Source organism: Bacillus sp. SLBN-46, from assembly GCF_031453555.1.
GTDB lineage: Bacteria > Bacillota > Bacilli > Bacillales > Cytobacillaceae > Neobacillus.
The window spans coordinates 4698432-4721319 of record NZ_JAVIZM010000001.1 but is presented as its reverse complement, the minus strand read 5'-3'; the positions used below and the strand labels follow the sequence as shown (position 1 = coordinate 4721319).

Below are 22888 nucleotides of genomic sequence, written 5' to 3'. Positions count from 1 at the left end.
ATAGGATAATTTTATAACTGTGAAGGGATTGAGAAAAATGTACAATGTTCCCTATATGTATCCTTATCAATATCCTTATTATGCTAATGTACCAATGTATAACTATGGAAGACAGTCTGTTTATACAACTTATCCTAATGGGGTAGTGCACGCTAACCGATTTGATTCATTTCGCTCTTCCAACGGTAATGGAAGTGTTCTATTAACAGATTATGGACCAAATCCATTTGTCGTTAATATCAATGAAGCATCGAAGCAAAACAATACGTATCGGACAGCCTTATGGACAGGGACACATCTACAAGTTACTTTGATGAGCCTCAATGTTGGTGAAGATATCGGTTTGGAAATGCATCCAAATGTTGATCAATTCTTACGGATTGAACAAGGCCAGGGGATTGTTCAAATGGGCAAGAGTAAAGAGAATTTAAACTTTGAAAGACATGTCTCTGATGATTCTGCCATAATGATACCTGCTGGAACATGGCATAATCTAACCAATACAGGTAATATTCCGCTAAAACTTTATTCAATATATGCTCCTCCTAACCATCCTTTTGGTACTGTTCATGGTACCAAAGCAGATGCCATGGCTGCGGAAGAAGGCAACAGTCACGGCAATGGAAATACAGATGTTTTTGGAAAGACTCCAGATGAATGGATACAGCACACGGAATTTTTGGTAAAAGAAGGATTAGAGGATGTTAAAAGAGGAATAAATGCGACACATATTCTTCAAGAATTTATTCTAATGGGCGTTCTTGTAGGGAAAGGGTATTCTCCTGAAAAAGCATATGAAACAGTAGAAGAATGGGAACGTACAGGAAAATCCAAACTTCTTGTGCAAAGCAAAAATATGTAGTAGTAAAGTAAAATCATATTTGAAATAAACAAATAAAATAGCAAATAATGTTAAGCGATTGGTACTCAAAAAACGGCTTACTGCTTGGTAAGCCGCTTTTTCTTTAGAGGGGTGTCTTAAAATACCTTGGTTTGTGTTAGCTGTGAATAAAGTTCTAGCGCTTCCTTCACACTTAACCCTTTGTGAACAATCCCATTAATGGCACGAATCATCGCTTCAGGGTATTCGGACTGCCAAATATTACGCCCCATATCCACACCTGCAGCGCCCTGGTTCATCGCGTTATAGGTTAAATCCAGTGCATCTTTAATTGTTTCTAGTTTAGGACCTCCAGCAATAACGATTGGAACGGGACACGTGCTTGTTACTTTTTCAAAGTCTTCACAGTAATAGGTTTTAACAATGTCTGCTCCCATTTCAGCACCAATACGAGAAGCAAGGCCTAGGAATCTAGCATCGCGTTTTTCTAGTTCCTTGCCAACAGCAGTAATGGCTAGAACAGGTAACCCATACTCGTGTGATTCAGTAACGACATTTGCTAAGTTTGTCACCGTTTGAGTCTCGTAAGCAGAACCGACAAAAATAGATACGCCGACTCCAACCACGTTATGTCTAATGGCTTCTTTAACTGGGGTAACAATGTGCTCGTTAGCTAAATCATTCAACACACTCGGTCCACCAGAAACTCGTAATAGGACAGGCTTACTTACATCTGCAGGAATGCATGCATCCAATGTCCCCCGTGTGACAAACAAAGAGTCGGTATGTGGCAAAAGGTCCTTGACGGTTTCTCCAGGCTTTTCAAGGCCGTGGACGGGTCCAAGGAAATAACCGTGGTCAATTGCCAACATAACGGCTTTCCCGCCTGGTAAAATTTGATTCATTCTATTTTTAAATCCCCAATTCATCTACCATTCACTCCTTTATTTTTGGGTTATCAACGATAACGGAATCTCTTTCACTGATATGTGGCGATTTTATAAATACAGCTTTAAAATCAACAGTATTCGTGTTTTTTAAGTAGTGTGCTTCCATAGGTCGTACCTGAAGTATGTCACCTGGCTTTACATGGACAGGTTCACCGTTTATATAAATATCAATTTCACCTTCAAGGATATAGAAGATTTCCTCACAGGTTGTATGATAGTGGTTATCATGATCATCACCAGGTTTTAAAAGAACCACTCCAATATCCACATTGGGTCCTTTAGATAAGTATTTGGGGCCATGGGTGCCATAACGATATTCATTGTTTTCCTCACTTGTGTGAAACATTCGTTTCACCCCCTTTCTATTAAATAGTTACTCCAGGTGCAATCCACATATGGTTTGTCATGCCGGAATCGGCTAATTTAAGCTGTTCGGCATAAACTTTACGCCAATGTTCATAAATGACTTGATACTTTTGGTGGTTTTCTAGATTAGGAGAATGAACTCTTTCCCATTTCACTATGTCGGTAATGGCAGATTCTAAGTTGGGGTATAGACCGGCACCGAGTCCTGCCATAATGGCCGTACCCAGTGCTGCTGCTTCTTTTTCAACGGGTACTTTTACAGGGATACCTAGGACATCTGCCAAGGTCTGGCTCCATAGTTTCCCTTTTGAGGCACCGCCAGCAAAAATCGCTTCTTTAGGGAATTGTCCCGTCACTTCTTCTACAATTTTTAAATTGCCATAGGTAACTAGAGCGGCATTTTCTTGTATGGATTTAAAAATTTCTTTTTTACCTGTTTTGTTGGGATCTAGGCTGAGGTTGAGGAAGGATGGTGCTGCATGTCGCCAAGAGATATAATCCATGACATCAGAAAAAATAGGAATGATACCATTTGAGCCGATAGGGACATCTTTTGCCTTTGCTTCAAGAATTTCATAGGCATCACGTCCTGTCTGCTCTGCTTCCAGTTTTTCTATTTCACAAAAGGCATCTCTAAACCATCGCATGACAAGGCCGGGGAAGAAGGCGATAGTCTCAATTTGCCATAAATCAGGAACAGCATGACAATTGACACGAATACGGTTGTGTGGGTCAACCTTTAAATCCTTGATGTTAATTTCCTGCTGCCAAAAGCTGCCCCCGCAAATAAAGGTTTGGGCATCTTTAATGGCGCCAACACCAACAGATGCTAGTTGTGCATCACCACCACCACTGAAGACAGAGGTTCCTGTTGCAAGACCTGTATAAGCAGCAATAGACTCAGGGATTGTTCCTAGTAATTCACCTGCTTCGTTAACGGGAGGAAAGATGTTACTTTTAAGCTCACAGGCCTCAGCAATTGCTGGTGTCCATGAACGATTTTTGATATCAAAAATTCCTGTGGTACAGCCATTAGATGGGTCGACTTGAAGTTTGTTAGTGAGTTTGTAGAGGATCCAATCGTTGATCATAGTTAAGTAGGCAATTTCTTCATAGATTTCAGGCTGGTTGTTTTTGATCCAAAGGAGTCGGGGGAGAGCACCCAGCGCAAAGGTTTGGCCGCTTAAATCATACAGCCTTTTTTCGAGTTCGGAATCATTGTTTTTAAGCTCCCGGGCTTCCTTTTCAGCCCGGGCATCCACGTTGGCACATGCCCAAATTTCTCTGCCATTCTCGTCATATAGGACAAATCCTTCACGCATGCTAGTTGCACTAATGGCCTTGATATCTTGAGGGGCCACACCAGACTGGTTGAGTACTTGTTTCACACAGGTCTGGATGATCTCCCAATTCTTGATTACATCAAAGTCCATCGAACCAGGGTATTGTGGGTCTTCAATATGAGTCCATTCCACTTGGGATACGGCAATCTGCCTGCCGGCTCTGTCAAAGAGCACGGCACGGACACTGCCAGTTCCAGCATCAAAGACTAGGATGTACTCCATTCAAAAGAAACCTCCTTTATTAAACGTGCACTTCCGCTTTTTTTATTAAGGCAACAGCAGTTTCTTCGTCGGTAATAAGTGTGTCGATATAACCTCCTTTTAAAGCACCAAATATAGCATCTACCTTTTGAGGGCCTCCGGCAACACCGATCACATTGTTCAGTTTTTTTAAGGTGTTTAGGTGAGTACCGATTAAGCGATGATGGTGCGGTAAATCAAGAATATTCCCCTCAGCATCATAGAATTGACCTAAAATATCGCCCACGGCATTTTGATTCTTAATATATATCAATTCATTAAGGGTCATCTTTTCTTCCTTAATAATAGTTGAAGCCGAGGATATGCCGCCAATTCCTACAACAACATGATTGGATAGGCTAGCCAAATCAAGAATATTTCTAACAGATGGTTCAGAAAGCATGTTTTTAGCCATTTCTTCTGTGGACGCTAAGAACGGAGCGGGGATGACATGAATGCCACCTTTAAATTTATCCACGCCTCCCTCTAGTGAATAATCACGTTTATGGAAATAGTAATTAACTCCACCTGTAAGTGTGACCATGGATACTTCAACGGTAGGGTCAATAGTTAGAGATTCAATGGTGCGTGAAACCGCCTCGCCCCAGCCGAAACCTAACAGTTCATTATTATTAATATTATTTTCAATATACTGTGCCGCCGCTTTTGATAGGGAACGGCTGAGTTCATCTTTAGGTGTAGGAATGACAAATGCACGAGGAAGGTTAAACACATTGATGAGCTTGTGTTCGATTTCTAAACAATTAACCCCATGGCCTTTGATATGAAATTGAACAATATTTTCCGCACGAGCTCGGTCAAGTAAACGAACAACTTTGTTTCTTGATAAATTTAGCATCTCGGAGATTTCTGTTTGGGTTAAATTATCCTTGTAATAATACCAGGCGACTTTAACTAGGAGATTTTCGGTAAATGCATCATTGTTCGACAATGTCCTCAACCTTTCAACAAATAATCATTGGGTAAACAAATGTTTAACTCTAATACCGAGTATAGGACCCTAAAAACAAAAAGTCAACCATTTCAAAATATTTAGATAATTTGTTTTAAACGTATTGACTATGGGTAGATTGTCATTTAATATTTTGCTTGTAAGCGCTTTATCTAAAAAATCAAAAATTTTCTTCGAGTTTAAACAAAAGTTAATTCTACTAGAAAATGTTCATGAATAATAGTTTATAAACTAGCAGGGCAGGTGAACCAAATGCAAGACCAGCTGATTCATATTCGGCAAATCTATAAACAATTTGCAGGGAACCCTGTGTTAAAAGGAGTGGATCTCACTCTTAATAAGGGAGAAGTTTTTGCCATCGTTGGTGGAAATGGAGCTGGTAAATCTACCTTAATGAAAATCATTACAGGATTATATCGTCCTGATGAGGGAGAGATCGTTGTTGAGGGTGAAGTCGTTTCGTTCCATCAACCGGCGGATGCTCATAAGCATGGTATTTATTTAGTGCCGCAGGAACCCCTTATTTTTCCAAATATGACAATTAGGGAAAACGTGACCATCGGTTTTCATGAGAATAAGGCTGAGTGTGAGAAAAGAATAAAGCATTATCTCTCCGTGTTAGGCTGGAATTTAGATATAAACCGTAAAGGGTTTAGCTTATCCATCGCTGAGCAGCAGTTGGTAGAGCTCCTAAGAGGGCTAATAAGGAATGCAAAGATTCTTATCCTAGATGAACCGACTTCCACCTTAACTTTTAGTGAAATCAATTCACTCTTCTCTACTATTAAAAAGCTGACAACTGATGGGTTAGGAGTTTTCTATATTACCCACCGCCTGACAGAAATATTTGAGCTGGCTAATTCTGTTGCTGTTCTAAGGGATGGAGTAATCTCAGCCAAGGGGGCAGTAAAGGATTTCACCTATGAAAAATTGTTAGATGGATTAATGCCTGAACAAAGTAATAAAATCTCTGTTAGTCATGTAGATGAGTCTAGTAAAGATAAAACTGCTAAAGTAAAGAATTTTAATGCTCCCTCAAGTAAATCACTCATTCCTGTTCTGTCTGTTAGGGACTTATCCGGTCATCGTTTTCATGATGTCACCTTTGAGCTTTATCCTGGTGAAATCTTAGGAATTGCCGGAGTCGTCGGTGCGGGCCGTACTGAGCTTGCCTCCGCCATTTTTGGTTTAGACCCTTGGGATTCTGGTGAGGTTTTCTTACTTCAAGAGAATATAAAAGGTTTCTCTTTACGAGAAAGGATTAATCGGGGGCTGGTTTATGTCCCTGAAGATCGACATCAACACGGTATTTTCTCCATTGCCTCTATAAAAGTGAACATCACATCAACGATCCTGCATAGATTCAATCACTTATTCCTCCCATTTAAACAAGAAAAAGACATCTCAACAAAAGCCATTGATAACCTAAAGGTGGTTACAACCGGACAAAATCAATTGATCGGTAATCTATCTGGCGGGAACCAACAGAAGGTGGTTCTTTCAAAATATCTTGAAACAGGGCCAAAGGCCATCATTTTAGATGAACCGACACGGGGAATCGATGCCGGTGCACGCGGGGATATCTATAAAATGATTGATGAACTAAAAGATAAGGGATTAGCAGTCCTATTGATTTCATCTGATACGGAAGAAATCGTTCAATTGAGTGACCGTGTCCTCGTTATGCATGAAGGTAGAATGACTTCTTCGATTTCAAAAGAGAACTTAACTATCGATTCTATAACCTCAGCTGCATTTGGGATTAAAAAGGAGTTGAAGGCTCTATGAATCTCCTATCAAAGCTTTTAAAAGAAAGAGAAGTCTCGATTGTTATTCTCATCCTTGCCTTTATCGGTATTGTTGGCTCCATTAATAGTAAGTTTGTTACGGGTAACAGTCTGCTTTTGCTTGTAAGTAGCAGCATTATTTTACTTATACTGGCTGTGGGACAGTCATTTGTCCTGTTAACGGCTGAAATAGATGTATCCGTCGGATCAATCATGGGAATTTCGGCAGCCGTTTGTGGTCTTCTCTTAACGAACGGTGTTTCCGGATGGGTCGCAGCACTTGTGGTTCTCTTTGTCGGATTGGTTGCAGGACTGTTCAATGGGGTCGGAGTGGCACTCCTAAAAATTCCAGCCATCATTATGACTTTAGGTACCTTAGGTATATTAAGAGGTCTAATGATTATCTTAACAGGTGGAAAATGGATTGAAGATATTCCGAACTATTTTAAAAAGTTATCAGGAACTGATTTCATCGGTCTTCCTCTGCCAATTTGGATTGGGATGATCATCCTTATTGCTGCGTTTCTTGTTCTAAAGCTGACGAAGATTGGCCGTTATTTTTATGCCGTAGGGGATAATGCAGATGGTGCCCGCCTGATTGGAATTCCTGTTTCAAAAATACGAATTCTGGCCTTTGTCCTCTCAGGAATGTCAGCTTCAATAGCAGGAATGATTTTTGTTATGAACATTGGGTTTGTACCAAATCAAACAGGTAGTGGAATTGAGTTGCAGGTGATTGCTGCTGCCGTATTAGGTGGAGTAAGTCTAAACGGTGGATTAGGGACAGTATTTGGTGCAGGACTCGGTGCCATCTTTTTAACAGCTATTAACAGCTCGTTAATTTACTTGAAAATACCTGCTTATTGGAACAACGCCATTTCTGGCTTTTTACTACTTCTCATCGTCATTAGTGATTCTAGATTCCAAAGTTATTTAGTTAATAGTCAGTTTAATAGAGGAAAGAGGCTTAAACAGCAGTCAATTGAAGGAAAAGGGGGGACTCACAACGATGAAAAAACAGATCAGGCCACTCTTTAGGTGGGAAAGTGCACTTGTAATATTCTTATTCCTTGAACTGATTTTCTTTGGTGTGATGAATCCGGACTTCTTGAACTTTACTAATCTCATTTTTAGTATGAACGACTATGTTTACATCGGACTAGCCGCTATTCCGATGACCTACGTTATAATAACGGGTGGAATCGATGTCTCCATTGGCTCAACTATTGGATTAACCTCTATCTCGATTGGTGTCCTTTGGATGAATGGAGTAAATATTTGGCTGGCCGTATTGATTGCTGTAGTAATCAGTGCATGTGCTGGTGCAATGAATGGTGTGATTGTCGCTAATAGCAATGTGCAGCCACTGGTTGTTACTTTAGGAAGTATGTTTCTTTTTTCAGGGATTGCCTTAGTCATTTCTGGTGGAAGTGAAGCATCGGGATATGAAGGAATCAGCGGATTTCCAGATGCATTTGTCCAGTTGGCAAATGGTCAAACATTTGGGTTGCCTAATCCTATTTTGTTCCTCCTCTTCTTTATGATCCTTTTTGCAGTGCTCCTCAACCTCACGCGCTTTGGCAGACAGGTTTTTCTTATCGGAATCAACATTAAGTCAGCAAGGTATAGCGGAATTCGAACGAAATCCATCTTAATTTGGTCTTACATCATAGCCGGTTTAGGGGGTGGTATCAGTGGAGTAATCTTAACCTCCTACTTTAGTTCTGCTAGATCGGACCTTGGAGCAGAAGCGGTTTTACCTGTTATTACCGCCGTAGTCCTGGGTGGAACTAGTATTACGGGTGGTAAGGGTACGGTAATCGGCACAGGTATAGCAAGTATTGTTATTGGTATGATGCAGTATGGACTACAAATGATGAGTATGACAAATGAGGAGACAAGTGTAGTTATTGGATTTTTATTAATCGTGGCAGTACTACTCCGTTTAACCAATTGGAGCAATATCCAATTATTTATTAAAAAAATTAATAATAAAAAGGCCAGTGTAAAAGGGCCACAAAAGGGAGTGTAGATTAATGAAGAAAACTGGACTTGTAAAGCTGTTCACGGTGGTACTATCAGCATTCCTCGTGCTAGCAGCATGTAGCAGCGGGGAAAAAACGTCAGGTGGGGAAAGCTCTAGCAAGAAAGATGTAAAATTAGCTTTTATCCCTAAATTGACCGGGGTTGGATTTTTCACCTCTGGAGGGGAAGGCGCCAAGGAAATGGCAAAAGAGCTTGGAGTTGACTTAACGTATGATGGACCAAGTGAAGCATCCGTTGCGGGTCAGGTAAAGTATATTAATAACTTTGTTAACCAAGGATATAAAGCACTAATGATTTCTTCTACATCTGTTGACGGTTTAAACCAAGCATTAGATCGTGCGAAGAAACGTGGCGTTAAAATCCTTACTTGGGATTCAGATGTGAATCCAAAACATCGTTCTTTTTATATTAACCAAGGTACTCCTGAACAATTAGGCGGTTTGCTAATTGAAATGACAGCTAAACAAATTCCAGACAAAGCTAAGGTCGCTTTCTTCTACTCTAGTCCAACTGTAACAGACCAAAACCAATGGGTTGAAGCAGCTAAAGCCAAAATTAAAGCGGAACATCCAGGATGGGAAATTGTTACGACTCAATTTGGTGAAAATGATGCTCAAAAATCTTTAACGGTCGGTCAAAATATTATTAAGACCTACCCAGATATTGATGCTGTTATCTGTCCAGATGCTACGGCTTTACCAGCAATGGCTCAAGCAGCAGAGAACCTTAAGGTAGCCGGTAAGATTGCCATCACTGGTTTCTCCACTCCTAATGTTATGAGAGATTTCGTTAAACGAGATACGGTTAAGCAGTTCGGACTTTGGGATGTTAAAAAGCAAGGGGCTCTTGCAGCCTATGTTGCCTACCTTATGACAGTCAAAGGGAAGGACCTAAAAGTGGGCGATGAGTTTGACGTACCAAATGTAGGTCACGTTAAGATCGAACCAAATACGATTCAAGGCTATGACTACACAGATGATCGCAGCGGCATCATCTTATTACCAGAGCGAGTCGTGTTTACGAAGGAGAACATTGATAACTACGATTTCTAAAATAAAGAGGAAACTGCCTTAGTTGGCAGTTTTTCTTTTTTAACATTTGTAGAGGTTAGGCAGAAAGAGGTGAATAACACTTGTCCTATTTAGAGGTTTTTTCAAAAATTTTACCGGTTGTAATATTATTTTTAGTTGGTACGGTGTTTAGGAAGTTCCATTTTATTAAGGTTGAAACGATTGAAGACTTAAAGAAATTAATCATCCATGTTTCGCTTCCGGCCTTACTCTTTCTCTCATTCTCTAAAACTAACTTTGAATCAAAACACCTTTTGATTATTGTGGCTGTTTTTGCAGCCGTTCTTGTTGCGTTACTCATTGGTAAAGGGATTCAATCCTTCATAGGAATCCAATCATCCTATTTTCCTTTGCTTTTAACAAATTTTGAAGCAGGAATGTTAGGGTACTCTATTTTCAGTGTATTGTTTGGGGAAGAGCATATCTATATATTTGCTATTATCGATTTGGGCCAGGTGACATTTTTCTATTTAGTGATAGCAGGTATTTTAACAAATTTAAGGGATGGTCATTCTACAAAGAAAGAGCAATTCACTTCCTTTATGAAAAATCCAATTTTGTTAGCTGTCATTTTTGGGGTCATTGTTCAAAAGACAGGCTTCATTACTTTTTTATCTGGGAACCCGTTATCTAATTCCATCCTACAAACCGCCGCTCTTATTGCAACCATTACAACCCCTTTGATTTGTTTAGTCATAGGTTATGAAATTCAAATTGAAAAATCTAGTATAGGAAAAGTGGTAAAAGTAGTTGTGATTCGTATGATGATGCTATTTATGTTTGGGTTGTTAATTAACAACTTCATTATTAATCGTCTTCTACATCTTGATCAATTATTCATGGCAGCAGTAATAACCATGTTTATGTTACCACCGCCATTTGTCATTCCATTATTTATTAAAGGAGAAGACAAGGAAAACAGAATATTTGTAAACAATGTTTTATCTGTTCATACAGTCGTTACCATCATTGTGATGATGTTTGTTGGAGCGTTATTTATTAAGTAAATTATTATTTAGCTTGTAAAATAGAGAATGATTCCCATCCCAGAAGGGAAAAGTAAGCTGAAAAGGGGGAAATGTGTTTATGCCTATGATTATTAGGATTCTTCAGCTTACTTTACCGTGGATTTCCATTATCTTTCTCCCGAAAAGGTCCTTTAAGAAGTATCTGCCCGTTTCTATTCTCGCTGCGATCCTAGTATCCGGCATGTGTTTGTTGGCAGGTCCATTAAAATGGTGGAATAGTGCGGGCGGGTGGAAAGCAAGATTGATAAACGATATCAGTTTTATTTTTGGACCTTTTTTTGTAGGAACGTTATGGATATTTCACTTTACCTTTGGGAATATCAAACGATTTTTTCTAGCTAATTTACTAATGGATTCACTTTTTTCTTTTCCATTAACCATTCTTTATCAAAAGGGAAAACTATTTAAATTAATCAATTTCAAGCCATTACAGATATTTTTAACCTTTATAAGTTTTTCTTTCATTATTTATGGATTTCAACTGTTGATACAGAAGAAAGTGGAAAAATGGAGATGACGCTACCTGTTTAGGTGGCGTTTTTTTATTTGTCGAAACTGTAGAGGGACCACAACGTCTATTTCTTATAGAAAGCAGAAGGAGATGGTATGGTTAAAGGAGAATAAAAGTTCGAAGGATAAGATAGGGTGAAAAATATTATAATTTGGGCAAATAGGGATACAAGAAAGTGGGTTGAAGTTAGTGAAGGTCATAACGTTATGCGGTTCTACTAAATTTTAAAGAGCAATTTGAAAAAGCAAATGCGTACCTTACATTGCAAGGGAACGTCGTGATTAGCCTTGGTTTCTTTGAGCAAAGTGGAGGCATAGAAATAACAAAGGAACAAGAAGAACTATTTGCTACAATTCATTTTCGAAAAATTGATTTGGCGGATGAAATTTTTATCATTGATGTCAATGGTTATATTGGTAGTAGTACTAGAAAAGAAATTGACTATGCGACAAACGCTGGGAAGACTGTTCGCTATTATTCTCAAAGTGAGCTTGTAGCTCAAGAGGAAATGATTCATTAAATTTGGATGGGAATTCTACTCAATAGATCTAATGATATGATAACTCCGGATAAAGAATACTTTTTAATGTGTCTGTTACCCGGAGGATCACTCAAAGGCCCGTTGACATACTTATTTATTAATATTCATAATGACATTCTATTGGTTAAGATCAAAAAGACCAGGGGCATGCTCATTGGGCATATCAGGCATTTCAGGGACTGGATACCCGCCAGGCGGTTCAATGACGGATAATTCTCCACCATTTCTACTAGGTGTTGTACCTTTAAAAACCTCACCAATGCGTGTATTGTCAAGACGGAAATTGAATTGAGCATTATGGAAACCCATATCCACATATTTGCGGCACTCAGGGTATTTGTTTAAATCATAATTTGGAATTGGAAATATCTTGCCCCAATTTACACCTAATGTTTCTAATGCTTTAGCAAAGGCATTTTGATGGGCATTATCCCTTACAATCAAGAAAGCAATGGTTTCCCTAAGGGTTTTGTTGTTGCTCATTTCGTAAATTCTTGATTTCTGAAGAACACCAGTGGATTCGAGTACTACGTTATTTAGAAGGTTAGCAACTAGATTTCCATGGTCATATACCCATGACCCATTCCAGGGATTGCCTCCTGCATCAACGGGAAGGGAAGACTTAGCCCCCATTATATAATGATGAGGGTTAGCTCCAGATTTTATTACATCATCTAATGGTGCAGTATCATTTGCCTGGTTTCCTGGCATAGTTCCACCGGAATCATTTAAAAGCTGATTTATTGTTGTTTGAACAAGCTCAACGTGGCTGAGCTCTTCGAGAAATATTCCTCGTATTAAATCACGATATTGTTTATCCTTACCTCTGAAATTGGCACTTTGGAAAGAGAATTGCATCATCGTTCTCATTTCGCCAAATTGACCACCAAGGGCTTCTTGAAGGACTTTTGCAGCATGAGGGTCTGGCTTATCTGGCACAATCATATTAATTAAGTCTTCTTTATAGAAATACATATGATAAAATTCCTCCCTAATTTGTTCTTAATTATGATTTCAAACAAGGAGAATAATATACCTGAGATATTAAATAGCATGACTTAGTCAAAAAACTAATCAAACGTTTGATTAAATGGATGGATCCCTTGGTACGTAAGGCTTCGGGAAACTAATCAAACGTTTGATTGAAAAATAAAGCCCCTTGATCTATCCGATCAAAGGGGCTTTTTTAGCTGGTTAAGAACCAATGGAATAAAGTCAGCATAGCTGTCTATATGGAAGTCAGCTTCAATGTCTTGGTTTTGGAAGGCTACGGTTTTTATGTTTAACTTTCTAGCCGGAATCAAATCTAAGTCACGGTCGCCCACAACTAAATCGATATGGTGACTTTTTAGTACATACTCATAAGAAGCACTATGGGGTTTCCTCGTAAATCCTTGCTCTTCAACCGAAACCACTTCTGTAAAATACTTTTTTAAATTGTATTTTTCAAGAAGAAAGATCGTCGACTCCTTATCCCGATGAGTAACAATAATATTATTTTCAATGGATGAAAGGACCTCTTCTAATTGCTCAAAGGGTATGCTTTCATTTTTTGAATAATAGTTATGTAATCGTGTGTATTCTTCTCTTTGACTCTCATCGATTCCATAATGTTTAAAGGCCGTTTTGGAGTCTTTTTTTAGCCATTTCAACACTTCCGTGCGGTCCAAGTCTTGTTTGCTTAATTTGATGAATCCCTCCACCAATGCTGGATAGGTATCAAAAAGAGTCCCGTCGAAATCCCAAAGTATGTTCATAAATACCCCTCTTTGTAAAAATGTTTTGTTTTTTAAAGACAGTAACATAGAATGAAAGAAAAAGGAATATTTTAGCCAACCCATTAACCCGAGATTTTATCCGTACGGGGAGAGTAATAGGTGAAACACTTCATCGGATTGATGAGATCGTGGGTTACTTTTATTTAGAATATAGAATTAGACATCTAATCTATAATGGTGTCCTTGAATTAAAAGGGGTACCAAGGTCCATGAGGTATTATAGTGTGAAGTTACCAGATTGAAAACATATAAAAGCGGGGGACCGGCATGAAAAAAGAGGGTCAATTAAAGGGTGTCAACGGAGTGGAATTATTTTATCAAGTGCTGTATCCAAATGCTACAGCTCCAAAAGCCGCTGTTATTTTAGTTCATGGTCATGGGGATCATAGTGGCGGGTTGCGGAATCTTAGTAATAGCTTGGTGAGTCAGGATTATTTAGTGTATGGATTTGATTTGCGTGGACATGGGAAAAGCACAGGTAAAAGGGGTTTTATTAAAGAGTGGGCGGAATATAGGAATGATTTACATGCGTTTAGAAAGCTGGTAGCCTCGGAGGTGCCTGAACTGCCACTCTTTATTGTGGGGCATAGCATTGGTGGAGTGATTGTTCTTGATTATACGTTGGATTATAGTGAAGGACTGGCAGGGCTCATTGCCGTTTCTCCTGCCATATCCTATGAAGTGACACCTTCTGAAAGATTACTCATTACGTTAATGGGGAAACTTAAACCGGATTATAGTATTGTAAAAACCGGTAACCCGCAAGTATTAACGAAGGATCCTGAGGAACTTGATAGACTAGCTGCGGATGAGTTACGCCATGATGTCGTCACACCTGGGTTGGGACGTGGTCTAATGCGAACAGTGGCGCGGTTAGCGAATGAGGCAAAAACTATTAAACTGCCTTTTTTGTTACAGTTTGGACTCGAAGATGAGCTAACGCCACCTGAGAAGCTTCACCAATTCTTTGATACCGTTTCTTCTTCAAACAAACAGAAGTTTGAATACCCTCATATGAGGCACCGGCCGTTTGATGATTTAGAGCGGGAACAATTTTTTGAGGATATGATACATTGGTTAGATGAGCAGGTCGTAAAAGGTTGACCATTTGTTGACACAAACTTTCGTAAAAATATAGCCTATAATTTTCATATTTTCGCAGGTATAGTGACAGTATTGAAATTGTAAGGAGTGGGCTAAGATGTTTTTTAAATTAACAAAAGAGCAGCAACAGGTTATGATCTCTGACATTCAATCTTTCTTTTCTGATGAGAGAGACGAGGAATTATCTGAATTTGCGGCAGAAAGAGTGTTGGATTTTGTGAAGGATACACTTGCGCCACATTTTTATAATGCGGCTGTTTTAGATGTGAAACGTGTGGTGGAGGAGCGGTATGCGTCTCTTGAGGATGAGATTTTAACGTTGGAGCGCCCAATAAAGAGATAATTACTGTACTCGAGCAAGGCTTCAAGCCCTGCTCTTTTATTTTATGGGTGTTTCTTAGTGGGTTGGAAGGAGATTTCCATCTTTTGTAGAATTCCTTCTTGAATTTGTAGAATAGGTTGAAATTTTGTAGAATTCGCTCTCGATTTTGTAGAATAACTCTGTGAATCAGTTCTTTTGAGGTGGAATTGGGAGTTTATTTCCAAGTTTTGTAGAATCCTACCCCGACTTTGTAGAATAAATTAAAATTTTGTAGAATTCCTCTCTGGTTTTGTAGAATTAATCACTTAACTTATAGGATTTCCTCTAAATCTTTACTTTTCTTGTTAAAAACAGTAGTCCCCCTTTCAAAATTGAGAGGGGGACTACTATTTTATCTTAGAGTTAACCACTCTTTATCCCACTGAAAATACAATTCAGCATTCCCTGCTTGTGAAAATAAATGCTTTGGGTAAGGTAAAGCCAGTTCAGGCATATCGTCTGGGTGAAAATAGCGGAGTTCAGCTGTTTCGTTATCGATTGGATTTAGCTCCCCACTCTGAATCTCGCAATCAAACATAAAGATGTTATATTCGACCTGATGACCATTAGGATATTGGTAACGGTAGTCTTTTCCTCCAAAAACGCCTAATAGTTTTCTAGGTGAAACAATTAATCCTGTCTCTTCCCATACTTCACGGACAACCGCTTCAGCTGGTGCTTCTCCAAGCTCAATGGCCCCTGCAGGAAGACTCCATTTTTCGCCATTCCCTTTATTCTGTAACAGAATTTCTCCAACCGTATTCCGAACGATTCCGGCAACACTTGGCATAAAAATCAACTCATTGCCTACTTTTTCACGTAGTTTTTGATAATACTCAGACATCCCCATAAACTGAACCACCTTGCAAAATTATGATATCCTCTTATATTCTTTATAAATAGGAAAGAAACCTGCATGAAAAAACTAATCAAACGTTTGATTAAATTCATTTTGTGGTCAATTTTCCATTTCCTAGTCTAATTTTCTAAGAATATAGCAGCTGCCATCTTCAGTAAAATATAAATATTCACCGTGGTCGACATTAAAATCTATATTCTTTTTGTCATAGATCAATTGGGAGACTTTTTCATATTGTTCCACAAGTTCAAGGGGAGGATTAAAAATAATAGCCTGACTACTATTTGTGGTAACAAAGCCTTTGGGGTTGTATTTTCTTTCGGGCTTCAATTCAGCTTTCCAATGGCCATCCAGAAGTAAGGAACTCGCTATAGTCTTGGTCTTTCGGTTTTGAATCGACCAAACCTCTCTGCAGTTACATCGATGTATTTTGTACTTCATTGGCAGATACCTACTTTCATAGTTCATTAGAAAAAATAACGGTCATAGGCATTTTATTCATTGATGGAAAGAATTATTTATGGACAACCAACAGAATCGTACCGTTCCATCTTAAACCCGAAAACTCATAAATTTTTATTTTTAGAAAAAATGAATAAAAAATCGGCAAATGATCGTCTAATTATTCAGAACAGAAAGTATAGAAACGGGGGGACCCAATGAAGATAAATAAACCGAAGCAGCCCGCTCCTATTGATGTATCGAGCATTAATAAGGAAGTCATGCTGGAGGAACTAGTGGAAACATTGGGAAGCAAGATACTAAAGCTTGCGTTTACATATGTTAAGGATCAAAAAGTAGCAGAGGATCTCACGCAAGAAGCATTCTTGAAATGTTTTAAAAACTGGGATCATTTTCGAGGGGAATCCTCAGTAAAAACATGGGTTTATTCCATAACCATCAACCTTTGTAAGGATTATTTGAAGAGCTGGTCCTTTAGAAATTTGCTTTACTTAGATTTTGCTCCTAAGCAAACAACGGTGAAGGACAGCGTATTAGATCAGGTTTTGGAAAGATCGCAAAAAAAGGAATTAGCTACAGCTGTGCTCAACTTGCCTGTAAAGTACAGGGAAGTTATTATTCTCTTTTATTATGAAAATTATCGCGTAGATGAAATCTCGCTTCTTTTACATCTAAATGAGAACACGATTCGGACGCGGCTAAGAAGGGCAAAAGAGCTTTTACAAAAGAAGGTTCGAAAAGAAGCGAGGGATGATGATGGAAGATGAGCTTCGTTCATTAAAGGAATGTCTCGATGATACGTATTTTAAGGATCTAGAACTTTCGAAGACCATTAAAAAGAAAATAATTAAGCAATCTAAAAAATCATCCCGAACATCTCAACACATCCAGAGGTTTAAATATGCAGCCAGTTTGGTCCTAGCGGTAGGCTGCCTTGTACTGCTGGTACAAAGTTTTATCCCAGAACCAAAAAATAATCAAGCCAGCCTTTCGACCGTTCGGCAGCAGCAGGTGGCGTTAATTCATTTTCAAAATGAAATTATTAAACTTGTTAGTAAACAAAAACAATCTGAAACGGACTTTTTAACAGCGATTGTCGAGGGGAAGTCCAATGAGGAAATTGAGTTGAATCGAGCTGAAAGTATGAAGCAAGGGGAAGAGATTATTGCAGGTCTTAAAAGAATGGTAATCCCTTCGGAGCTATCTCCCTATCAAGAAATCATTAGAAAATGCCTTGAGGAGTTAGAAACAGGGTATGAACTGAAGAATGCATATTTTAAAGACTTGACTCATGATACCTACCAAGGATTTTCGGTGGATTATGAGTACGTGGATAAATTATTTCAGTTTGACAGGATGATGGTACCCGTATACAAAGCAGTAGAATTTAGACCAGTAACCTATGTTGGTTATTTTAACTTAAGAGATTACAGAGAAGAGTAGTGAGAAGGGGACAGTCCCCCGGCGCTTTAGCGCAGTGGGGGACTGTCCCCCTTCTCTTGTTTGTTTGTGTTACAATCGTACTATTGAATCTGATCCTCATGAGGAGGGGAAAGCACGTGAATATACCTTTAAATCATAAACTTATCAAAGAAATGTGTGGCACTGTCTCCTTCAAACGAGGGGATTATTTTTATCGGACGGACAAAGTGACCTTTGAGGTCTATGAACCTGAACGTTGCCATGCGACGGTAACTGCTGATGAAGCTTTTCATGTGGTGATTGAAACGGGGACAGATGGGAAGCTAAAGACGGAATGCAACTGCCCAAAGCTTGCATCATTTAATAAGGATTGCCAGCATATTGCTGCTGTTTTATTGGCGATTTCCGAGCATCAGCGTCAAGGCACGATTCCGAGTCTAAATAGCACAAACGGACTAACAGAAAACTTATTCACCCTTTTCTCGGATCGGCCTGTGCGCTCTAGTGGTCACCAAAACCATTTTGAAACGAGGGAGGTTCTTGAGGTGGAGTTTACCTGCCGACCGGTCGATCTTGGTGGTGGGCATTACCTCTTTGGAATCGAATTGGCGGTCGAGTCCACTAGCGTTACAGATATTCGTGCCTTTCTAGAACAAGTAGGAATAGGCAGATCAGCCTCCCTTTCTCATGACTTTACGTATGACCCTAGTCAGCATTGTTTTTCAAAAGAAACCGATGCCGTCATTCAGCAGCTCATTCAAGTACATCGTGATGAAAAAATTTATACGAACAGGGTGCCTGACACCAGCGAGAAACGAATATTACCAATTCCTTCTTCGTCCTGGGAACAGTTGCTACCGTTACTTTTAAAGGTACCTCAGGTAAAGCTTGTGAATGGCGGGCAGACGTTTGAAGGACTTCATGTAACGCATGAATTGACGCCATTGCAGTTTCAGTTTACAGAAACAAATGCAAATGGATTTCAATTATATGTTAAAGGCTTTGAGCAAGTACTTGTCTTAGATGCCTATCATTCCGTTTTATATGAAGGGAAAATTAAACAGTTAGAAATGCAAGACTGCAAGCGTCTCACTGAACTAAAACAAATGCTTGCAAACACAGGAATGGAGCAAATTCCTATTCCGCAGGGCAAAATTTCGTTTTTCCTTGAAAAGGTCGCACCAGGCCTAAAAAAGCTAGGGCAAGTGACAATCGCTGAGTCGATTAGGAAGCAGGTCATGAGTACCCCATTGGTGGCTAAACTCTACTTGGACCGAGTAAGTAATCGCCTTCTTGCAGGCCTTGAGTTTCATTATGATCATATGATGATTAACCCATTGGAAAAGAGAGAGCTGCCAGCTGACAACCTGATCGTAAGAGAGGTAGAGAAGGAAGAAGAGATTCTACAACTCATGAGAGATAGTGAATTCGCTACGACGGATGGGGGTTATTTTTTGCATAATGAGGAGTTGGAGTATGAGTTTCTTGTTCATATGCTTCCAAAACTTCAAAAGCTGGTGCGAATTTATGCAACGACAGCTGTTAGAAATCGGATCTTCAGAGGGACAACCCATCCGCAAATAAGGGTGAAGGTCAAAAAAGAACGGACGAACTGGCTGGAATTCAAATTTGAAATGGACGGTGTATCCGAACATCAAATTCGCGAGGTATTAGCCGCGTTGGAGGAAAAACGGAAATATTACCGTTTGCCGAATGGCGCTCTTTTTTCATTAGAATCAAGAGAAATGAATGAGATCCAACGATTTATTCAGTCCCCTCAAATGAAGGATAAAGATTTGGCTGCAGGATTGGAGTTACCGGTCGAGCAGAGTCTGCAACTTCTTGATGTGGTGGAGGTAAGCGATGCGTTTAAGCTGGAGGAATCCTTCCGTCAGTTCCTTGACCATCTAATGAACCCGGGTCAGCTTGAGTTTGAAGTGCCAAGCAGTTTAGTGCATATTCTGAAAGAGTATCAAAAGCTCGGCTACAAATGGATGAAAACACTTGCATACTATGGCTTTGGTGGGATTTTAGCAGATGATATGGGACTTGGAAAAACCATTCAAAGTTTGGCGTATATTGTGTCCGAGTTGCCTGAGATTCGTAAGAGCAAGGAGCCGGTTCTGATTGTCTGTCCTGCATCCTTAACCTATAACTGGCTAAGTGAGATTCGAAAATTTGCTCCCGAGTTAGATGCCATTGTGATTGATGGCGATAAAACGGAGAGGACCAAACGGCTAAAAAAGGTGACGGAAGTGGATGTGATGATCATCTCCTACCCGTTATTGCGTCGTGAAATTGGCTGGTTAGAGAAACAGACTTTTCACGCCTTATTTTTTGATGAGGCCCAGGCCTTTAAAAATCCATTAACGCAAACAGCACGAGCGGCTAAGAAGCTGCAGTCACGTCATCGCTTTGCATTAACAGGTACTCCGGTTGAAAACTCACTCGAAGAGCTGTGGTCCATTTTTCATGTGGTTTTTCCGGAGCTGTTTCTAGGATTAAAGGAATATAGTAAGCTTTCTAGAAAAGCGATTGCCCGAAGAATCCGGCCATTTCTCTTGAGGCGCTTAAAGGAGGATGTTCTTGCAGAGCTTCCTGAAAAAATGGAGTCTCGGGAATCAGTGGAGTTGTATCCTGAACAAAAGAGGCTGTATGCTGCTTATCTAGCGAAATTAAGACACGATACGTTGAAACATCTCGATAGGGATACGATTAGGAAAAATCGTATTAAAATATTGGCTGGCTTAACGCGTCTTCGCCAGCTTTGCTGTCACCCTGGATTGTTTGTAGATGGCTATAAAGGTGGGTCCGCCAAGCTGGACCAGCTGATGCGGATTGTGGACGAGTCCAAGTTGTCTGGTAGAAGGGTGCTCATCTTTTCGCAGTTTACTAAAATGCTTGAGCTAATCGGCAGAAGGTTACAAGCGAAGGGAATGCCCTTCTTTTATCTGGACGGTCAAACGCCACCAGAAGAACGAGTAGAAATCTGCGACCGATTTAATCGTGGGGAGCGGGATTTATTTTTGATTTCCTTGAAGGCTGGAGGGACAGGCCTTAACCTTATGAGTGCCGATACGGTGATTCTATATGACACATGGTGGAATCCTGCTGTTGAGGAGCAAGCGGCGGACCGTGCCCATCGGATGGGCCAGAAAAATGTCGTCCAGGTTATTAAGCTCGTGGCGCGCGGCACCATCGAGGAAAAAATGAACGAGCTGCAAGATAAGAAGAGAGACTTAATTGATGAAGTGATTGATTCGGATGAAAAAGTGATGGCCACGCTTTCGGAAGAGGACATTAGGGAAATCTTGATGATATAAAAGATGGAAAAAAAGAACCCTGCAAGTTTATATTTAAGTAGTTCGAATAACGTGGAGAAACAATAGAAATAGCATAGTAAATAGAGTAGTGATAGAAAATCTCAGAAGAAATAGGAAATTTATGTTAAAATGAAGATGGATGCTAAAATGCTATTATTCGATAAAAGGGCGGAGATTTGGAAGAGATAGAAATGGTTAATTGTACAATTATTATGAATAGGAGAATAGGAGAAATACTATGGTTTCTATTGATGTTAGCAATGCCATTTGGTTATTTGTTGTAGTATTTATGCTTCACGACTTTGAAGAAATTATTTCCGTTGAGCATTGGGCAAATAACACAAAAAGTAAATTAGAAGAGAATAACTCTTGGGTAAATCAAAAGATTTGGAGCTTCTGGAATGTTAATTCTTATTCGTTTGCCAAGAGAGACGTTATTATTTTTCTAATAATGTCACTCATCACAATAATTACTGTTTTTAACTTAAACCAACTTTGGAGTGAACTACTCTATACTTCTTTTTTAATATTTGTTTTATTCCACAATGTCCTACACATTTTACAGACAATAATGTTAAGAGCATATACACCAGGCCTATATACCGCAGTACTTTTGGTCACTCCTTACACAATATTTTTACTGATATTACTAACTTGACTTATTCAAGAATAGGGAGCTTTAATTGTATAATTTTATTATAAAAAAGCTCAAAGTGAAAAATTTTGAGCTTTTTAAGTTGCTATTTACTGTGTGATTTTGCCTGTGAATTCTAATGTTATTTCGGTGTGCTATTTATTAGAAAGGTTCTTTTTTTAAAGCATGTTTCCTAAGCGACTCTTCTAAAAACGAAGCTAAATAGTCAACGTTTGTGATCTTTTTATTACACTCAGCACTGTCGAGGCAGATATAGTTTCCAATAGCTTTGTAGTAGTCTGGATTATTCGACTTTTTAGCTTTTGTGATTGTGGAAATAAAGGTCACTTGCCCAAAGCGATTACAGAACGAGCAGATATTATCCTTATTTAAAATAGAGTATTTACATTCGATCCCCAGCAATTTCTCATCGTGCTCATAGATAATAAACTTTTTGTTGGTGCTGATATCCGTCCAGCTTAGGTAGGTCATTTTCTCAAAATCGATTGCCGATAAATTGGGTACCTTTAATTTCTTCGCTTTTGGAAACATCTTTTTCACTTGCTGCTCGGTCATCTTGGGGAAGGGGATTAAGAAGCTAGCTAACTCTTGAACATATTGATCAAGCTCCGCATCCGTTTTCCATTTCAAAAGATCCAGTCTTTCTATTTGTTCCTTTGTACCTAGTGGAAAAAGTTCAAGAATATGAGCGTTTGCCAGTTCCCTGACTGCCTTAATAACACTTGGGTCAGAGTTCTTTCTATAACTATCTTTAATTAAATCTACTTGTCGTTTTATAAAATTATATTGTTCATTCTTTATGAATTTTTCTTTCATTGTTCTTCACCTCGTTCTACTTTATTTTATAAAAAGCAACCCATAAATAAAATGTAGAAGATGACTTAGAAACAAACTATACATACGAAAACACTGATGGACCAAGCCATCAGTGTTTTTTATACGAGTAGACTATTTTTTTTATTGTTTCGATGGATAAGAAATACTCATCCGCTAACTGATCAATGCTTTTTCCATTTGTAAAAGCATGTTTAATTGAGACATTCCGTTCATCAATGGACTTTCTTGCCCCAGAACAACTTCCCCATTTCCGGTAGGTTTTCTCCGGCTTGGGAATATAAACGGTTTCCCCTTGAACGTATTTTTGAATTTCTGCAATCAGCTTTTCAGGTAAAATGTTGCTTGCGTTTACATATTTCATCGTTTGCCAGCCCCTTATTTTTTTTAGAGA

The 22888-nt window shown here is 39.2% G+C and carries 23 protein-coding genes and 2 pseudogenes; 15 read left to right on the top strand and 10 right to left on the bottom strand.

The features are described 5' to 3' along the window. Window positions 1-37 precede the first annotated feature (37 nt). Window positions 38-862 carry a cupin domain-containing protein gene (locus QFZ87_RS24070; protein WP_309867246.1) on the top strand — a complete coding sequence of 275 codons (825 nt, stop codon included), beginning with the start codon at window positions 38-40 and terminating at the stop codon, window positions 860-862. 116 nt (window positions 863-978) lie between these two features. On the opposite strand, the gene lsrF is transcribed toward QFZ87_RS24070, so the two are convergent. Genes lsrF through QFZ87_RS24050 form a run of 4 tightly spaced genes read right to left on the bottom strand, consistent with a single transcriptional unit; the run spans window position 979 to window position 4692 of the window. Next, window positions 979-1770 (bottom strand): 3-hydroxy-5-phosphonooxypentane-2,4-dione thiolase, encoded by a 792-nt coding sequence (gene lsrF, locus QFZ87_RS24065; RefSeq protein ID WP_309867243.1) that lies wholly within the window; start codon window positions 1768-1770, stop codon window positions 979-981. A 7-nt stretch (window positions 1771-1777) separates the two neighbouring features. Next, window positions 1778-2137: a cupin domain-containing protein gene (locus tag QFZ87_RS24060; protein ID WP_309867240.1), complete on the bottom strand. Its 360-nt coding sequence runs from the start codon at window positions 2135-2137 to the stop codon at window positions 1778-1780. Between the two features lie 19 nt (window positions 2138-2156). Then, on the bottom strand, window positions 2157-3722 hold the full coding sequence (gene lsrK, locus QFZ87_RS24055) for an autoinducer-2 kinase (RefSeq protein ID WP_309867237.1): 1566 nt from the start codon (window positions 3720-3722) through the stop codon (window positions 2157-2159). Between the two features lie 19 nt (window positions 3723-3741). Next, window positions 3742-4692 (bottom strand): sugar-binding transcriptional regulator, encoded by a 951-nt coding sequence (locus QFZ87_RS24050; RefSeq protein ID WP_309867235.1) that lies wholly within the window; start codon window positions 4690-4692, stop codon window positions 3742-3744. A gap of 273 nt (window positions 4693-4965) precedes the next feature. On the opposite strand from QFZ87_RS24050, the gene QFZ87_RS24045 reads away from it, so the two are divergent. From QFZ87_RS24045 to QFZ87_RS24015, 7 genes and pseudogenes are all read left to right on the top strand, one after another. Beyond that, window positions 4966-6501, top strand: a complete 1536-nt coding sequence (locus QFZ87_RS24045) for a sugar ABC transporter ATP-binding protein (protein WP_309867233.1) — start codon at window positions 4966-4968, stop codon at window positions 6499-6501. After that, window positions 6498-7454 (top strand): annotated as a pseudogene (locus QFZ87_RS24040) (ABC transporter permease subunit); the annotation flags it as partial. The gene QFZ87_RS24045 and the pseudogene QFZ87_RS24040, both read left to right, overlap by 4 nt. A 55-nt stretch (window positions 7455-7509) precedes the next feature. Continuing rightward, on the top strand, window positions 7510-8532 hold the full coding sequence (locus QFZ87_RS24035) for an ABC transporter permease (protein ID WP_309867228.1): 1023 nt from the start codon (window positions 7510-7512) through the stop codon (window positions 8530-8532). A gap of 4 nt (window positions 8533-8536) precedes the next feature. After that, on the top strand, window positions 8537-9598 hold the full coding sequence (gene lsrB, locus QFZ87_RS24030) for an autoinducer 2 ABC transporter substrate-binding protein LsrB (protein WP_309867226.1): 1062 nt from the start codon (window positions 8537-8539) through the stop codon (window positions 9596-9598). An 80-nt stretch (window positions 9599-9678) separates the two neighbouring features. After that, entirely contained in the window at window positions 9679-10623 is a 945-nt protein-coding gene (locus QFZ87_RS24025) for an AEC family transporter (RefSeq protein ID WP_309867224.1), read from the top strand. 79 nt (window positions 10624-10702) lie between these two features. Beyond that, entirely contained in the window at window positions 10703-11161 is a 459-nt protein-coding gene (locus QFZ87_RS24020; protein ID WP_309867221.1) for a hypothetical protein, read from the top strand. A gap of 183 nt (window positions 11162-11344) precedes the next feature. Further along, window positions 11345-11675 (top strand): annotated as a pseudogene (locus tag QFZ87_RS24015) (hypothetical protein). A 138-nt stretch (window positions 11676-11813) separates the two neighbouring features. Here the strand turns inward: QFZ87_RS24015 and QFZ87_RS24010 are convergent. After that, the gene (locus tag QFZ87_RS24010) at window positions 11814-12671 is read right to left on the bottom strand and encodes a manganese catalase family protein (protein WP_309867218.1); all 858 of its coding nucleotides are present in this window, start codon (window positions 12669-12671) and stop codon (window positions 11814-11816) included. A 197-nt stretch (window positions 12672-12868) separates the two neighbouring features. Then, entirely contained in the window at window positions 12869-13453 is a 585-nt protein-coding gene (locus QFZ87_RS24005) for an HAD-IA family hydrolase (RefSeq protein ID WP_309867215.1), read from the bottom strand. Between the two features lie 68 nt (window positions 13454-13521). On the opposite strand from QFZ87_RS24005, the gene QFZ87_RS24990 reads away from it, so the two are divergent. From QFZ87_RS24990 to QFZ87_RS23995, 3 genes are all read left to right on the top strand, one after another. Next, the gene (locus tag QFZ87_RS24990; RefSeq protein ID WP_396133990.1) at window positions 13522-13716 is read left to right on the top strand and encodes a DUF3658 domain-containing protein; all 195 of its coding nucleotides are present in this window, start codon (window positions 13522-13524) and stop codon (window positions 13714-13716) included. A 25-nt stretch (window positions 13717-13741) separates the two neighbouring features. Then, window positions 13742-14578 (top strand): alpha/beta hydrolase, encoded by an 837-nt coding sequence (locus tag QFZ87_RS24000; RefSeq protein ID WP_309867212.1) that lies wholly within the window; start codon window positions 13742-13744, stop codon window positions 14576-14578. A 97-nt stretch (window positions 14579-14675) separates the two neighbouring features. Then, window positions 14676-14921, top strand: coding sequence for a DUF2164 domain-containing protein (locus tag QFZ87_RS23995; protein WP_309867210.1), 246 nt, complete (start codon window positions 14676-14678; stop codon window positions 14919-14921). A gap of 370 nt (window positions 14922-15291) precedes the next feature. Here QFZ87_RS23995 and QFZ87_RS23990 read toward each other — a convergent pair whose 3' ends face one another. After that, the gene (locus QFZ87_RS23990) at window positions 15292-15789 is read right to left on the bottom strand and encodes an NUDIX hydrolase (protein WP_309867208.1); all 498 of its coding nucleotides are present in this window, start codon (window positions 15787-15789) and stop codon (window positions 15292-15294) included. A 123-nt stretch (window positions 15790-15912) separates the two neighbouring features. Continuing rightward, window positions 15913-16239, bottom strand: a complete 327-nt coding sequence (locus QFZ87_RS23985) for a hypothetical protein (RefSeq protein WP_309867205.1) — start codon at window positions 16237-16239, stop codon at window positions 15913-15915. Window positions 16240-16457: 218 nt separating this feature from the next. Here QFZ87_RS23985 and QFZ87_RS23980 point away from each other — a divergent pair, with 218 nt between their 5' ends. The 4 genes from QFZ87_RS23980 to QFZ87_RS23965 all read left to right on the top strand — a co-directional run bounded on the left by QFZ87_RS23980 (window position 16458) and on the right by QFZ87_RS23965 (window position 21663). Beyond that, a complete protein-coding gene (locus tag QFZ87_RS23980; protein ID WP_309867202.1) occupies window positions 16458-17027 on the top strand; it encodes a sigma-70 family RNA polymerase sigma factor in 570 nt (189 codons plus the stop codon). Beyond that, a complete protein-coding gene (locus QFZ87_RS23975) occupies window positions 17011-17703 on the top strand; it encodes a hypothetical protein (protein ID WP_309867199.1) in 693 nt (230 codons plus the stop codon). The genes QFZ87_RS23980 and QFZ87_RS23975 overlap by 17 nt, the downstream gene beginning before the upstream one ends. A 116-nt stretch (window positions 17704-17819) precedes the next feature. Then, the gene (locus tag QFZ87_RS23970) at window positions 17820-21005 is read left to right on the top strand and encodes a DEAD/DEAH box helicase (protein WP_309867196.1); all 3186 of its coding nucleotides are present in this window, start codon (window positions 17820-17822) and stop codon (window positions 21003-21005) included. A 238-nt stretch (window positions 21006-21243) separates the two neighbouring features. Next, window positions 21244-21663, top strand: coding sequence for an HXXEE domain-containing protein (locus QFZ87_RS23965; RefSeq protein WP_309867193.1), 420 nt, complete (start codon window positions 21244-21246; stop codon window positions 21661-21663). Between the two features lie 138 nt (window positions 21664-21801). On the opposite strand, the gene QFZ87_RS23960 is transcribed toward QFZ87_RS23965, so the two are convergent. Together QFZ87_RS23960 and QFZ87_RS23955 are read right to left on the bottom strand one after the other, a co-directional pair. Beyond that, complete coding sequence (locus QFZ87_RS23960; protein ID WP_309867191.1) at window positions 21802-22476, bottom strand: FusB/FusC family EF-G-binding protein; 675 nt, start codon at window positions 22474-22476, stop codon at window positions 21802-21804. A gap of 109 nt (window positions 22477-22585) precedes the next feature. Then, window positions 22586-22858, bottom strand: coding sequence for a CD3324 family protein (locus QFZ87_RS23955; protein ID WP_309867188.1), 273 nt, complete (start codon window positions 22856-22858; stop codon window positions 22586-22588). Window positions 22859-22888: the final 30 nt, after the last annotated feature.

Coding starts and splice junctions, on each gene's coding strand:
- lsrB (WP_309867226.1), top strand. CDS start 8,537: ATGAAGAAAACTGGACTTGTAAAGCTGTTCACGGTGGTACTATCAGCA.
- QFZ87_RS24035 (WP_309867228.1), top strand. CDS start 7,510: ATGAAAAAACAGATCAGGCCACTCTTTAGGTGGGAAAGTGCACTTGTA.
- QFZ87_RS23955 (WP_309867188.1), bottom strand. CDS start 22,858: ATGAAATATGTAAACGCAAGCAACATTTTACCTGAAAAGCTGATTGCA.
- QFZ87_RS23960 (WP_309867191.1), bottom strand. CDS start 22,476: ATGAAAGAAAAATTCATAAAGAATGAACAATATAATTTTATAAAACGA.
- QFZ87_RS23995 (WP_309867210.1), top strand. CDS start 14,676: ATGTTTTTTAAATTAACAAAAGAGCAGCAACAGGTTATGATCTCTGAC.
- QFZ87_RS24020 (WP_309867221.1), top strand. CDS start 10,703: ATGCCTATGATTATTAGGATTCTTCAGCTTACTTTACCGTGGATTTCC.
- QFZ87_RS23965 (WP_309867193.1), top strand. CDS start 21,244: ATGGTTTCTATTGATGTTAGCAATGCCATTTGGTTATTTGTTGTAGTA.
- lsrK (WP_309867237.1), bottom strand. CDS start 3,722: ATGGAGTACATCCTAGTCTTTGATGCTGGAACTGGCAGTGTCCGTGCC.
- lsrF (WP_309867243.1), bottom strand. CDS start 1,770: ATGAATTGGGGATTTAAAAATAGAATGAATCAAATTTTACCAGGCGGG.
- QFZ87_RS23985 (WP_309867205.1), bottom strand. CDS start 16,239: ATGAAGTACAAAATACATCGATGTAACTGCAGAGAGGTTTGGTCGATT.
- QFZ87_RS23980 (WP_309867202.1), top strand. CDS start 16,458: ATGAAGATAAATAAACCGAAGCAGCCCGCTCCTATTGATGTATCGAGC.
- QFZ87_RS24000 (WP_309867212.1), top strand. CDS start 13,742: ATGAAAAAAGAGGGTCAATTAAAGGGTGTCAACGGAGTGGAATTATTT.
- QFZ87_RS24010 (WP_309867218.1), bottom strand. CDS start 12,671: ATGTATTTCTATAAAGAAGACTTAATTAATATGATTGTGCCAGATAAG.
- QFZ87_RS24045 (WP_309867233.1), top strand. CDS start 4,966: ATGCAAGACCAGCTGATTCATATTCGGCAAATCTATAAACAATTTGCA.
- QFZ87_RS23990 (WP_309867208.1), bottom strand. CDS start 15,789: ATGGGGATGTCTGAGTATTATCAAAAACTACGTGAAAAAGTAGGCAAT.
- QFZ87_RS24070 (WP_309867246.1), top strand. CDS start 38: ATGTACAATGTTCCCTATATGTATCCTTATCAATATCCTTATTATGCT.
- QFZ87_RS23975 (WP_309867199.1), top strand. CDS start 17,011: ATGATGATGGAAGATGAGCTTCGTTCATTAAAGGAATGTCTCGATGAT.
- QFZ87_RS24060 (WP_309867240.1), bottom strand. CDS start 2,137: ATGTTTCACACAAGTGAGGAAAACAATGAATATCGTTATGGCACCCAT.
- QFZ87_RS24005 (WP_309867215.1), bottom strand. CDS start 13,453: ATGAACATACTTTGGGATTTCGACGGGACTCTTTTTGATACCTATCCA.